Below are 12,730 nucleotides of genomic sequence, written 5' to 3'. Positions count from 1 at the left end.
CGGTCGCCGGCGGAGCAGGGTTCACGGTCGATGTGACGGAGCCCGCGCGTCCCAGCCACGGAGGAGCAGGAACCTCATTTGTACAGTGCTCTCGGGTCTGGGGAGATGACCGGCTTCGAGCGCACAACGGCGATGCGAGGGTTCTTGCCGACCCAGTGCCTCGTCGGACGCGCGCCCGCCGCCCAGGACAACGCGCCTGCCACCAGCGCCGCCATCAGTGTGAGCCAGCCGAGCGCCCGTCCGACGCGCAGGCCGTATCCGCAGGCCAGCCAGTACAGAGAAAGCAGCACCCGGGCCCGGACACGCGGGCTGCTCAGCCGCCGCATCTCCATCGCGCCGAACGCGAAGTCGGCCGAGGTATTCGCGTCGCCCACGCCGGGCCGCAGTCGCTCGTACAGGGTTTCGAGCCAGCCGGCGTCGAGCGACCGCGCGCTCCGCCGGTCATCAGGGGGCTCACCCGTCTCGTTCGCCGCGGAGACGCGCGCCGCAGCGGCTCTCGTGGCGCGTGGACGCTTCGCTCCCACGCGCTTCCCGTCGGCGTCGCCCCCCAGATCGCTTGGCGGCCAGGCCCGCCAAGAATGTTCGTCGGCGAGGACGACGCGGCGTGTCCACCACCGGACGGGCGGCCAGCCGAGCCGCCAGCTCACACCGGCCGGGGTCGTGGCGAAAAGGCAGTCCCGCAGGCGTAGCCCCTCGGGCCGGCGGAGCCCACCGAGGCCGCAGGTACGAAGATCAGTGCCGTTGAGCGTGAGCGCGCCGGCATCGAGGCCGTCGAGTGACGTCACGCGCACCCGTTCCGACTTCCGGGTGACGGCCGCCGGCCCCGTGAGCGTCGCGTCCCGCAGGTCGATTTCCGCGGCGGACAGGCGAGCGGTGAACGGCCCGGTGACGACCGCGGCGCGCAGCGTCACCCGGCAACGGCCGGTGTCGACCTGAAGCGGCCCGCAGGCGCGGACGTCCGTGAGCGACAGGCACCCCCCGACCTGCATCGGACCGAGGTAGGCGGGGCCGTGGAAGCGCAGGCCGTCGAACCCGGCGTTCCTCCCGACAGCCGAGGCGCGAAAGGAGACGGCCCGGCGGAACCGGGAACCACGGAAGCCGACGTCCCCGGCGAACGCCGTACCGTCGAACGCGGCGAACCCATGGAAGTCCGCTTCGCGGAACGAGGTGTCCCCGTCGAACCGGGCCTCCCCGAACAGCGCGTCGCCACCGACGAGAATGCGGTCGAAGCGTCCATGTCCGCGTACCTGGGCGCCGTGCAAGGAGAGCTCGCGATGAAACCGGGCTTCGCCGAAGGACACGTTTCCGGTGAAGCTAGTGCCGAAGAACGAGGCGAGGTGATCGAACCGGGCATGGTCGAAGGTCGCGTCGCTCGCGAAGACGACCTCTCGGAAGCGGGCTGGGCCGGCGAAGACCGCACGGTCGAACCGTGCCCTGCCCAGACGGCGCTCGACGCGCTCAAGGATGCGCGTGAGCAGCTCCTCCTCCAGGGTCGTGCCGCGCAGATCGATGCCCTGGCCGGGGACCAGCCCCCGCAGGACGCTCTCCACCTCGGCCGGCCCCAGGTGCGCAAGGCACCGGCCGTACGGCTCCCAGGCGGCACCCAGGCATTCGGGCGAGACGCCGCACGTTTTCCAGGCGACGTCGAGCAGAGCGAGCTTCAGCCGGGATGTCATGGCAACGTGGTACCCAATGTCGTGTATCAAGGCGCTAAATGACGATCGAAAGGTAACATAGGGTGTTTGGGTCGTCACTATCCGATTAGCCATGTAACTGTTCGCCCAGAGGACGGGAAACCGTTTCCGGACGCCGAAATAGGCATGATCCATCGCAGGGGCGACAACTAGGATCGGTCACCACCTCACCGGCGCGGTCGGGCGGTACGGCGCTCAAGTGCCGGTAGAACGCGAAGGCGAACCAATGACCTTGCTAGTGCACCTCACGGCGGCCAAGAACATCCGCTCCGTGCGACGTGTCGGGATTCGCGCGGAAAGCCACGGGCGCGGGGGCGGGACCGGCGTTTACTGCGTGCCGGTGTCGCCCTCGTATCAGATGACGTACCAGTGGGGGCGTGAGCTGCGGCGGGGCGGTCAGCGCACGTTCGTCGCCGTGCACTTCCGCATCCCGGACGACGAGACGGTGTGGGTCGGGCACTACGGCTCGGTTCCGATTCGACTCGGCAGTGCGGAGGCCGCAGCCCTGGTGGCCGGGCAGGACGATGCCCGCGGGTACGAACTGTTCGTTCCCCGGCCCATTCAGGTCAGGGAGATCCACCGGGTTCGGCGGGTGAACCAGGTGACCGGATGGCGCTACATGCCCGACGCGCACGGCAGACCGCCATGTGGATGCCCGGTGTGCATTCCTCCGGGACAGTACGGCGGTGCCAAGATCCGCAAAGCCTACGAGGAATCCTTCAACAGCTAGAGCCTGTTTCTAAGTCCACTACGGGCAAGTCCTGGAACTGCTGGTCAGGTTGTCGTAGAACGACAATGGCCGGACGATTCGTCTAGCTGATGGTCCGGAGCGCGGGCCACATCGCGGTCCACGATGATCTGAGACCGGTGCAGACCGAGACGGCCTTACCCTGCTCGCCGTTCGGAACGCCCACTCCGTTGTCAATCCGGGCCACGTCGTGGCAGCCGACGAAGAACCTGCTCCAGTCGGTGGGCCGCCAGTCGCCGACGTGGACGACAACCGTGCGTCGAGGCGGTGGCGGGCCCCATGACCAGTACGAGTTGTGACCGGAGTAGACGGGCGGCAACCCCGATCCGAGCAGGTCGAGTGCGCTCGCCTCACTGTAGTCATTGGTCAGGATCACCGCCCGGGCGCGCTCGTCGGCGGGCAGGGCAGCCACCACGCCCTCGACCGTGGAGGCGAACGCCGGCCAGCCGATCTGGTTCGGGGTGTCCGGGACCGTGGCCGGAAGGGTGCTGGCGGCATAGGTAGCGACAGGCAGAACGGGCAGCGTCAGGAACGCGAGGAACAGACCCGAGACCACAGCTGCGACGGCGAAGATCGACCCCTTGAGACGAGCATGGCCGCGTGCGAGCCAGCGGTCGACGACGATCGAACCGGCGGCCATGAACACGGCCGCGCTACCGATCGCATAGTAGGCCTTGCCGCCGGTCATGACGACGAAGGCGAGGGCCAGGGAGCCGGCGATGCCGATCGCCCGCCACGGGACCGCGTCCCTTGAGCGCAGGAGCCAGACCGATCCGGCGAGGCTCACAGCGAACAGAAGCGGTCCGGTGAAGAGCCAGAGCAGGGGCAGGATCTGGGCGCGGTTGTCCGCCGCGTACCCGGCGATGCGCGAGGCCATGGTGAGCTGGGGCCAGCCGTTCGCCGCCTGCCAGACGAGGTTCGGCGCCCAGAGCAACAGAGCGATCCCAACAGCCGCCCACGGCCACACCGAGCGGACGACGTCCCAGCGCCGGGCGACGAGCAAGCCGAGGGCCAGCCCCGCGGCCAGGAACAACAGGGTGTCCTTGTTCTGCAGCCCTATGCCGGCGGTCAGGCCCACCACCAGCCACAGGCGCCGATCGGCACCGGCGAGAAGCCGGACCGCCAGCCACAGGATGAACGCCCAGGCGACCAGGTCGAGACCTGTCGTGGTGTCCATGTGGCCGGCGGCGAGATAGCCGGAGACAGCGGCCGTGACGGCCGCCAAGAACTGCGCCCGCCGGGACCCGCCGAGGTCGCGCGAGATGTGCGCGACGAGGACGACGATGAGCGCCGTCTCCAGGGCCGGCAGCACCCGGACCGCCGTCGGCGAGACTCCCAGCAGGCCCACGGAGGCGGCGGACAGGAGCGGGGTCAGCGGCGGCTGGTCTACGTAGCCGAAAGCGGGATGCCGCCCCGCCACGACGAAGTACATCTCGTCGCCCAGGAAGCCGTATGCGCCAGAGAACGCCAGCAGCAGAGCGACCGTCAAACCGGCCACCACGACTACCGGCCAGGGAACGGCAAGAGACCAGGTACGCCCGCGTGATTCCGACACCGTCACATTGTGATCTCGGCGCCGTTGCAGCGCTAGGAGGAATTGTCAACACCAGTGTGGGCGGCCGGCAGCATCTGCCCGGACATGGCCATCTCGTCACGCCGCGTGCTGTCGATCGCCGCCGGCTGGAAGGTGGGCGGATACGCGGCCTGGAATCTCACCGATCCCTACCCGATGATCTGCGAGGACTGCGGCGCCGACATGGACCTGCTCCTGAAGATCGACAGCGCGGAGTGGTACGGGACGGAAAGCTGGCGGCCCATCGAGGACGCCGGGCCCCAGAGCGAATTCCACGAGCATCCGAGTTCGTCTGAGCCGACGAACATCACGATCGGCCGTGGGTACGCACTGTGGATTTTCACCTGCCCGGTCTCGTTCGACCACCCGCACGGCGTGAGCATGCAGTAACCGGAGTAAAGCCCCCGTGGTTCTCGGCCTGCTTCACCTCGTCCCGCTCGCTACGGGAGGGTGCGACCGCGACCTCTTCCGCCAGGGTTCACCGCATGCCCGTGGTGGCGTCACATGCGCTTCTTCGTTGATCTTTTTAATCGGGTGCACGCCTTGATCGAACTGGGCGTAGCGGAGGCGACGCCTCCGTTGCATCTCTTCACCCGAGGTTCCAATGAAATTGATGGTCTTGAACCATCGGCGTACGAGGACACTGCTGCCGGCGCTCGCCGTCGCGGCCACGCTGGTGGTCGCACCCGCCGCCGCGTACGCGGACAGCGGTCAGCCTGCGCCGGTCACCGGCGGAATCCCCCTGATCAACACGACCGAGAAGATCGGTCCGGGGATCGACTTGCAGCACGTGAAGGCGCTCGACCAGAAGGGCTGGTACAACGCGCAGTTCCTGACCGTGGACCTGTCCGACAGAGCGGTCAGCACGGATCTGCTGACCTCCGGACCGGTCGCGTCGGGCGGGCCGCTCAGCGCGGCCGCCAACAAGGCAGGCGCCGTCGCGGGCGTCAACGGCGAGTTCTTCGACATCGGCAACTCCAACGCGGCGCTCGGTGGCGAGGTCCAGAACGGGCAGCTCATCAAGACCGCCGACATCGGCGGCCGGCAGCATGTCGGCGTCAGCGCTGACGGCATCGCCCAGCTCGTGGACCTCACGGTCAACACCACCGCGAACTTCGCCGGCGCGGACCACAAGGTCCTGTCGATCAACGCCGCGAACGGCGGCGGGGTCCCCGCGGACGGCCTGATCGCGTTCACGTCCGCGTGGGGCGACTACAGCCGCAACCGCGGCCTGACAGGCGTGGCCAACGACCAGATCGCCGAGGTCCTGGTTGAGAACGGCTCGGTCGTGTCGGTCACGCCCAACGGTCCCGCGGGCTCGGGGACGATCCCGGGCGATGCCTTCGTGCTCGTCGGGCGCGGCGCCGCGGCGACCGCGATCCGTGCGCTGCGGCCCGGCGACCCCGCGACGCTCAGCTACGCGCTCGCCGACGACGTCGCCAAGACGATGAAGTTCGCGCTCGGCGAAGGCGGCACCATCGTCTCCGGTGGCCAGGTCGTCGGCGGCCTCGACACCTCGATCGCCCCGCGCACCGCGCTCGGCTTCAAGGACGGCGGCCACACGCTCGTGCTCGCCACCTGGGACGGCCCGGGCGGCACCGGCAAGGGCGGCGTCGGGATCGACAAGGAGGCGCGTGACCTGGCCGCGATGGGCGTGCAGACCGCGGTCAACCTCGACGGCGGCGGCTCGACCACGATGGTCGCCCGCGCGCTCGGCGAGGACGACGCGACCGTACGCAACGTCCCGTCCGACGGCCAGGAGCGCAGCGACCCGAACGGCGTGGGGGTGTTCGTCGCGAAGGGCGACGGCAAGCTGCACCGACTCCTCATCAAGCCCGCGCCGGGTGCGGCGTCGGCCGACGGTGGCGTGAAGGTCTTCCCGGGGCTGCACCGTGCGCTCGTCGCGGAGGGCATTGACAACCACCAGACGCCGGTGACGGTCGGCCCGAAGTCCGTGCGGTGGTCCGCTCACGGAGCGTCCGTCAAGGGCGGCACGCTCGCGGCCCCGGCCAAGGCCGATGGGACGATCACGGTCGAGGCGCACGCGGGTCACGAGGCGGCGCACGAGAAGGTCACCGTCCTCGACCCGGTCGACAGCGTCGAGCTGTCGTCCCAGCGCCTGTCGATCGCCGACGCGACGCCCGACCACGCGGTCACCGTCTCCGTGACCGGCCGCGACGACCAGGGCTACACGGCCCCGATCGACCCGCAGGACCTCACGCTCGACTACGACCACGGCGTCGTCGGCATCCAGTCCGTGGACGGCAAGCTGAAGATCACCCCGCTCACCGACGCGGGCACGATCCTCACGGTCTCGGTCGGCGGCAAGTCGGCCCAGCTCCCGATCACGGTCGGCGTCGAGACCAAGACGGTCTACGACTTCGACGACGACGTGCTCGCCCGCTGGCGCAACAACAGCACCGCGGCCACGGCGTTCTCGGCGGACCCCGACGGGCTGCGGATCGACTTCAACGCGATGCGCAACGTGGGCATCACGGCGGCGTCGGCGGCCCAGCGCGTCCAGGTGCCCGGCCAGCCGCTGCGCCTGCGCATGCGCATCAAGTCGAGCATCAACGTGCCGAGCGGCCTGACCTACATGGCTTTCGCCGACGCGACCGGCAAGGGCACCGGCGTCTACGGCACCGCCCTGACCGCGAGCAACGACTGGCAGTACGCGACGTTCACGCTGCCCGCGAACACGCCGTTCCCGATCTCGATCTCGGGCTTCCAGGGCATCAACACGAGCGTCGCCCAGCAGAAGGCGGGCACGTTCGTCCTGGATCGCATCGAGGCCGACGTCCCGACGTCGATCGACCTGCCCGCTCAGCCCGGCCTGCGGCCCGACCCGCTCGTCTCCGACGACGGCTCGCTGCCCGAGGGCCACGACACGTGGCAGTTCGCCACGCTGTCGGACGTGCAGTTCACGGCCGACAACCCGGCGCTGACCCAGGTCGCCACGGCCGCCATCGAGCGGATCCGCAAGACCAGGCCGGACCTGCTCGTCCTCAACGGCGACATCACCGACCGGGGTCTGCCGCAGGACCTCACGCTGGCCCGCCAGGTGCTCACCGACGCCGGGTGCGACCTCATCCCGGTCGGCCAGGAGCCGTCGGAGAACAGCACGCCGAACCCGAAGGCCGGTTCGATCCCGTGCTACTACGTTCCGGGCAACCACGAGTCCTACGGCCTCAACAACGTCCAGTCCGACCTGACGAACTTCACCAACGAGTTCGGCCGGCCGTACCGGACGTTCGACCACAAGGGCACGCGGTTCATCCTGCTCGCCAGCTCCCTCGGGTCGCTGCGCGGGACGGCGTGGGACCAGCTCCCGATGATGCAGAAGGCGCTCGCGGACGCCAAGAAGGACCGGTCGGTGCACAACGTCCTGGTGTTCGCCCACCACCCGGTGGACGACCCCGCCGAGACGAAGTCCAGCCAGCTCGGCGACCGCGACGAGGTCGCGCTCATCGAGGACATGCTCACGGACTTCCGTGACTCCACGGGCAAGGGCGCCGCGATGGTCGGATCCCACGCACAGATCGCCGACGTCCACCGCGTCGAGGGCGTGCCGTACATGGTGCTGCCGTCGTCGGGCAAGGACCCGTACGGCACGCCGGACCGCGGCGGTTTCACCGGGTGGGTCGACTGGTCCGTCGACTCGCGGCAGAACGCGGACCAGCAGTGGATCGAGGCCGACGTGCGCGCCTTCGCGCAGTCCATCACGCTCGACACCCCGGCCTCGATCGAGGTGGGCAAGGCGGCGCAGCTTTCGGGCAGCATCGTGCAGCCCCAGGGCGTGTCCACGGGCACGCGTGTCGTGCCGCTGCGCTACCCGATGTCGGTCGACTGGAGCGGCTCGTCCAACCTGGCGATCGGCAGCGGGAAGGACGCCATCGACAAGGCCCGCAAGTCACACAAGATCGTCGCGATCCTCGACCCGCAGACCCGGACGCTCACCGCGCTGCGTGCGGGCTCGGTCACGGTGTCGGTCACCAACGACTCGATGCGCGCCTACACCGACGACAGCTCGCTCGCACCGATCACGACCTCGAAGACCATCCAGGTCGTGCAGGGCGGAAAGTGACCGTCACCATCACCACCGGCATGCAGTCGCTGCGGATCGGCTCCTCGGCGGTCTGACGCTCGAGGCGGCCCGGCTGGGGGCGAGCACGTAAGTGCCCGCCCCCAGCGCTCGTGGAGGAGTGAGCGGTCCATCGTGGATGACGACAGGCCCTTCGCCGGTTCGGCGTCAGCCGCGAACTCCGGCGACGCGGTCCGTCGGCGGGCCGGCCGACTCGTCGTCCCGCTGATGATCGGTGAGATCGCGCAGGTGCCGGACCGGTGAGGCCAGCAGGACCAACGGCATGCAGGCGGCCGCGACGGCAAAGATCATCAGGGTGACTCGGCCGCTGAGGGCGCCGGCGATGACTCCGGCGATCAACCCGCCGATCGGGATCGCGCCCCAGGAGACGAAGCGGACCGTCGCCATCACCCGGGGCAGCAGTTCGGGCGGACTGACGATCTGCCGGTAGGTGCGGGTCACCACGCTGATCACCACCACGCCGGCGGAGAAGACCGCGTTGCCGACGGCGAAGGCGACGAAGGCCTGCCAGCCGGTGCCCAGGGGGATGACGAGCGCCCCGGCGACCGAGACGAATCCGGCGACGATCAGGGCGCGCGCGGTCCCGAGCCTGGCCGTGACCCGGTTCGTCGAAGCCGCGCCGATCAGTGTGCCGACCCCGTCCGCCGCCAACAGCAGGCCGACGAGGCCGGGCTCGGCGTGCAACTCGCGCACGAGGTACAGGGCGTAGAGCGCCTGCTGCGCCCCGCAGACCGTGTTCGCCGCGGTGGCGGCCCACATGCAGGGACCCATCACCGGGTGGTGCACGACGAAGCGCCAGCCTTCGCGGATCATCGCGCGCATAGGTGGCCAGCGGTCGGGGGCCTCGGTGCGGCGTTCGGGCAGGGTTCGCAGCAGCAGGGCTGAGACGACATAGCTGGCCGCGTCGACGAGGAGGGTGGGCACCGCGCCGAGCGCCTGGACGATGAGACCGCCGACGGATGGTCCGCCGAGCTGAGTGGTGGCCTGGGTGCCGGAGGTCAGGCTGTTGCGGGACTGCAACTGCTCCTTGCTCACGATCGACGGCAGGAAGGTCGAGTTGGCGACGTCGAAGATGACGTTCGCGAAGCCGATCACGAGCGCCACGATCACCAACTGGGCGACCGTCAGACGGTCCAGCCACCAGGTCAGCGGGATCGAGATGACCGCCGCCGCGCGGGCCAGGTCGGCACCGATCTGAACCCTGCGCATGGGTAGTCGCTGCACGATCACCCCGGCGGGTAGGCCGATCACGATCCAGGCGGCGTAACCGGCGGCGGCGATCATGCCCATTTCGAACGCGGAGGCGTCGAGCACCGTCAACGCCGTCAGCGGCAGCGCAACCGCGCCCACCGCCGAACCGACCGCGCTGGTCGTGCCGGCCGTCCACCACCGCCAGAAGACGCTCGCGCCACGCGCACTGCCGACTGCCATCGCGGCACCCTCCCGAGTGAGTTCCAGAATGGAACGCACTATAGTCGAGTACGTGAAGCGCACTGATCTCTCCGACGCCGACTGCGGCATCGCGCAAGCGCTCGGAGTGATCGGCGACTGGTGGACGTTCCTGGTGGTGCGCGACATCGCCGGTGGCGTCACCCGCTTCGACGGCCTTCAGCGTGAGCTCGGCGTCAGCCGCCGCGCTCTGGCCGAGCGACTGACCAGCCTCGTCGCACACGGGGTTCTGGAGAAGCGGCCCTACTCCGATCACCCGCCGCGCTACGACTACCTGCTGACGGCGAAGGGCGAGGGCCTGCTGCCGGCGCTCATCGCACTGCAGGATTGGGGCACCAGGCATGTGATGGGAGACGGGGCACTGACCGCGACCAGCGAGGACGGGTCGGCTGAGACCCGTCGGGTGCATGAGCTGGTCAATCGGAAAATGCCGGATGTCGTGCTGGAACGACACGACGGCGAGCGGGTCGCGCCCAACGCACCGGGCGGCTGGACCGTGCTCTACTTCTTCCCCGGCGCCTTCGCTCCCGGCGCCCAGGGCTACCCGCCCGGTTGGGCCGACATCCCGGGTGCGCCGGGATGCACGTTGGAGTCCCTCACCTACGCGTCACGGCATGCCGACTTCGAGGCGTCCGGTGCCACGATCCGCGGCGTCAGCACCCAACGACCCGACCAACTGGCCGCCTTCGTCACGCACGCGAGGCTGCCCTACCCCCTTGTCTCCGACCAGGACAGCAAGCTCGCGGCCGGGCTGCTGCTGCCGACCTTCCGTGCGGCCGGCGTCGACCGCTTCAAGCGCCTCACCCTGCTGGTCGGCCCCGACGCGATCATCCGCGCGGTGCAGTTCCCGATCCGCGATCCGGCCGGCTCCGTGGAAGAGATGCTCACCCTCGTCCGCGGTCAATGACAAAGACACGGATCGCTCATGTCGCGAGTCGAAGGAACGCCCCTCCAGGTGGCGCGCTGACCGGGCGCGGTCGTCGGGGGAGCGGTCGAGGTATGTCGATCATGGAGCCCGAGTTCCTCGGTGATCAGTCCACGTGCTGCGGCGCGTACCGGGCGACCACCGGACGCTCCAGTGCGGCGACGAGGGCGTACAGACCCACAGAGACCAGAACGATGATCACGGAGCCCGACCAGAGCGCCGCGAAACGGGAGGCGGTGTAGTCCGCGACGAGGAGGTTGCCCAGCCCGGTGCCGCTGGCGAGCCACTCCGCGAGGGTGGCGCCCGCGATCGCGCTTCAACTGGAGATCCCCACGCCGGTCACCTGCCACGCGGCGAAGGCAGGGGCGGCCGCAGGACTGACGGTGGTGCTCGACCCGGCTCCCGCGCAGACGCTGCCTGAGGACGTGTGGCAGCACGTCGACGTCGTGACGCCGAACGAGAGCGAGGCGGGCGCGTTGACCGGGGTGGCGGTCACCGACCTGGAGTCCGCCGCGCGAGCCGCATCCTGGTTTCTCGATCGGGGCGTCGCACACGCCCTGATCACCCTCGGTTCGGGCGGCGCCCTGTCGGTCACCGCCGAACGTACTCGCCATTACCCCGCCTATCCGGTGACGCCCGTCGACATCACGGCGGCGGGCGATGCCTTCACCGGCTTCTTCGGCGCCGCCCTCGCCGCGGGGCTGGACGACGGCACCGCGATCCAGCACGGCATGGCAGCGGGCGCGCTCGCCACCACCGTTGCCGGGGCCAGCCCATCGCTCCCCGATCGAGCCGCCGTCGAGACGCTGATCAGCGCGGACCCCATCGTGCTCAACGCTCGTCCCAGAGGGGGCAGTTCAGACGGCTCTTAGGTGCGGCGATGGATTGTGCCGCCCGGCGCGTACCAACCCGCCTTCTTGCGTACGGCGGGAGACGGATCGGCCTGGCGGGCCTGGATGAGAGCGGCCTCGGCCTCCACGCTTGTGTGCACGAAGCGCCCGACCAATTCCACCGCCATTGCCCGCACGTGTGGATCAGGGTCGTGACGCAGCAGGCGCATGCCCGGCGCCAGCACCAAGGCCTCATCGGGCCGGCACGCATCGGTTTTGCAGCGGTCACAGGACAGTGCGTGCACCGCGGCCACTCGGACCGACGGGACCGGGTCCTCCAATATGGCGATCATTTCCTCGATCGCGTCCTCCACCAGGAGGTGGTCGAGCAGCTTGCAGCACTGCTCCCGGACCACCGGGTCAGGGTGGCGCAGACCCGTCCGGATCGCCGGCACGGCCGCGCGACCGCGGTTGAGCAGATGGCGGTAGGCCGAACTGGTCCGAGGCGCGCTACCAAGGGCTTCCACCACGCGTTCGTCACTGAGATCCGCCAAACCCAGCATGGGCACCATACGATCATCACCACCCGCGCCCGGCAAGCGAAATAGACACCGCTCACGGGACCAGGAGATCCCGCCCCCAGCCTCTCCGCCGGCGCCTCACCGAAGGCGCGGTTGAGAGCGGTCGAGGACGTGTGCTCTTGTGCGCTAAGGTCCGCCCCATGAGCGGAGCCGACGATCTTCTCCACCGGATTGAGACAACTCCAGAGTTGGCCGATCTACTGATGTGGCCGGGTGACTTCGACATCGCGCGGCGTGACCCTGTCGAGCAGTTGAGGCTGCCATCCGGACTGTCGCTGACGCCGATAGCCGGAGACGGCAGTGGCGGAACCTATTTCCTGTGCGGAACGCCCGGCACCACGCGCCCAGTTCTGTACGCCGATTCCGAGGGTCACGCCACCTTGATGGCCGCCGACCTGGTGGAGGCGCTCGCTCTGATTGCGGCGTTCCCCTACTGGCAGGACCTGTTGCACGGACATTCGGCCGAGGAGTTGGAGGAGGAGATCCGAAACGACGACCCTGACTACGCAGCCGCCCACGCCGCGCTCATCAGCCTTCTCGGTGTCACTCCACCCACGGAGGAGGAAGCGGTCACACGGCTACGTGCCTCGGCGTCCCGCACCGTTCCCAACTTCCTGCCCATCGGCCTCCTCGATGAGGGCGAAAGCATTTACGAACTGCTGTGATCTCCTAGTCGTCGGCTCGTCTGAGGGGCCGGGACCACGGCGGAGCGGCGGGCCGGGAATCGATATGCGGTCGCCGCCGTTGTCGCGGATACGGGGCCCGCATCGGGAACCGTCCGGACGAGACGCGCCGTACCCGGCCTGCAAAGACGACGCTCCCCTAGGA

10 protein-coding genes and 1 riboswitch are annotated in these 12,730 nt (G+C 69.3%); of the genes, 6 read left to right on the top strand and 4 right to left on the bottom strand.

The window, feature by feature from the left end; all coding sequences use genetic code 11:
- Positions 1–74 precede the first annotated feature (74 nt).
- Complete coding sequence (locus Pmi06nite_RS26855; RefSeq protein ID WP_203955904.1) at positions 75–1,676, bottom strand: pentapeptide repeat-containing protein; 1,602 nt, start codon at positions 1,674–1,676, stop codon at positions 75–77.
- A gap of 244 nt (positions 1,677–1,920) precedes the next feature.
- Between Pmi06nite_RS26855 and Pmi06nite_RS26850 the strand changes: the two genes are divergently transcribed.
- Positions 1,921–2,424: a hypothetical protein gene (locus tag Pmi06nite_RS26850; RefSeq protein WP_203955903.1), complete on the top strand. Its 504-nt coding sequence runs from the start codon at positions 1,921–1,923 to the stop codon at positions 2,422–2,424.
- An 82-nt stretch (positions 2,425–2,506) separates the two neighbouring features.
- Here Pmi06nite_RS26850 and Pmi06nite_RS26845 read toward each other — a convergent pair whose 3' ends face one another.
- Positions 2,507–3,931 (bottom strand): ArnT family glycosyltransferase, encoded by a 1,425-nt coding sequence (locus Pmi06nite_RS26845; RefSeq protein ID WP_203955902.1) that lies wholly within the window; start codon positions 3,929–3,931, stop codon positions 2,507–2,509.
- A 150-nt stretch (positions 3,932–4,081) separates the two neighbouring features.
- Between Pmi06nite_RS26845 and Pmi06nite_RS26840 the strand changes: the two genes are divergently transcribed.
- Together Pmi06nite_RS26840 and Pmi06nite_RS26835 are read left to right on the top strand one after the other, a co-directional pair.
- Positions 4,082–4,405, top strand: a complete 324-nt coding sequence (locus Pmi06nite_RS26840; RefSeq protein ID WP_203955901.1) for a hypothetical protein — start codon at positions 4,082–4,084, stop codon at positions 4,403–4,405.
- 223 nt (positions 4,406–4,628) lie between these two features.
- Positions 4,629–8,099, top strand: coding sequence for a phosphodiester glycosidase family protein (locus tag Pmi06nite_RS26835; protein WP_203955900.1), 3,471 nt, complete (start codon positions 4,629–4,631; stop codon positions 8,097–8,099).
- 165 nt (positions 8,100–8,264) lie between these two features.
- Here the strand turns inward: Pmi06nite_RS26835 and Pmi06nite_RS26830 are convergent, their stop codons facing one another.
- Complete coding sequence (locus Pmi06nite_RS26830) at positions 8,265–9,548, bottom strand: MFS transporter (RefSeq protein ID WP_203955899.1); 1,284 nt, start codon at positions 9,546–9,548, stop codon at positions 8,265–8,267.
- Between the two features lie 52 nt (positions 9,549–9,600).
- Here Pmi06nite_RS26830 and Pmi06nite_RS26825 point away from each other — a divergent pair, with 52 nt between their 5' ends.
- Entirely contained in the window at positions 9,601–10,473 is an 873-nt protein-coding gene (locus Pmi06nite_RS26825; protein WP_203955898.1) for a winged helix-turn-helix transcriptional regulator, read from the top strand.
- 287 nt (positions 10,474–10,760) lie between these two features.
- On the top strand, positions 10,761–11,363 hold the full coding sequence (locus Pmi06nite_RS26820; protein WP_239114228.1) for a PfkB family carbohydrate kinase: 603 nt from the start codon (positions 10,761–10,763) through the stop codon (positions 11,361–11,363).
- Here Pmi06nite_RS26820 and Pmi06nite_RS26815 read toward each other — a convergent pair.
- On the bottom strand, positions 11,360–11,893 hold the full coding sequence (locus Pmi06nite_RS26815; protein WP_203955896.1) for a HEAT repeat domain-containing protein: 534 nt from the start codon (positions 11,891–11,893) through the stop codon (positions 11,360–11,362). The two genes, Pmi06nite_RS26820 and Pmi06nite_RS26815, sit on opposite strands and share 4 nt — an antisense overlap.
- 149 nt (positions 11,894–12,042) lie before the next feature.
- On the opposite strand from Pmi06nite_RS26815, the gene Pmi06nite_RS26810 reads away from it, so the two are divergent.
- A complete protein-coding gene (locus Pmi06nite_RS26810) occupies positions 12,043–12,567 on the top strand; it encodes a hypothetical protein (protein WP_203955895.1) in 525 nt (174 codons plus the stop codon).
- Between the two features lie 89 nt (positions 12,568–12,656).
- Positions 12,657–12,723, top strand: a riboswitch (guanidine-III (ykkC-III) riboswitch).
- The last annotated feature ends 7 nt before the right edge of the window (positions 12,724–12,730 follow it).

The organism is Planotetraspora mira, assembly GCF_016863275.1.
GTDB lineage: Bacteria > Actinomycetota > Actinomycetes > Streptosporangiales > Streptosporangiaceae > Planotetraspora > Planotetraspora mira.
The sequence above is the reverse complement of the archived record's forward strand: the minus strand, read 5'-3'. Positions and strand labels throughout refer to the sequence as shown.

Bases quoted from the DNA above. Each gene is read 5' to 3' on its own strand.
- Pmi06nite_RS26855 (WP_203955904.1), bottom strand. From the start codon at position 1,676: ATGACATCCCGGCTGAAGCTCGCTCTGCTCGACGTCGCCTGGAAAACG.
- Pmi06nite_RS26850 (WP_203955903.1), top strand. From the start codon at position 1,921: ATGACCTTGCTAGTGCACCTCACGGCGGCCAAGAACATCCGCTCCGTG.
- Pmi06nite_RS26840 (WP_203955901.1), top strand. From the start codon at position 4,082: ATGGCCATCTCGTCACGCCGCGTGCTGTCGATCGCCGCCGGCTGGAAG.
- Pmi06nite_RS26835 (WP_203955900.1), top strand. From the start codon at position 4,629: ATGGTCTTGAACCATCGGCGTACGAGGACACTGCTGCCGGCGCTCGCC.
- Pmi06nite_RS26830 (WP_203955899.1), bottom strand. From the start codon at position 9,548: ATGGCAGTCGGCAGTGCGCGTGGCGCGAGCGTCTTCTGGCGGTGGTGG.
- Pmi06nite_RS26815 (WP_203955896.1), bottom strand. From the start codon at position 11,893: ATGGTGCCCATGCTGGGTTTGGCGGATCTCAGTGACGAACGCGTGGTG.
- Pmi06nite_RS26810 (WP_203955895.1), top strand. From the start codon at position 12,043: ATGAGCGGAGCCGACGATCTTCTCCACCGGATTGAGACAACTCCAGAG.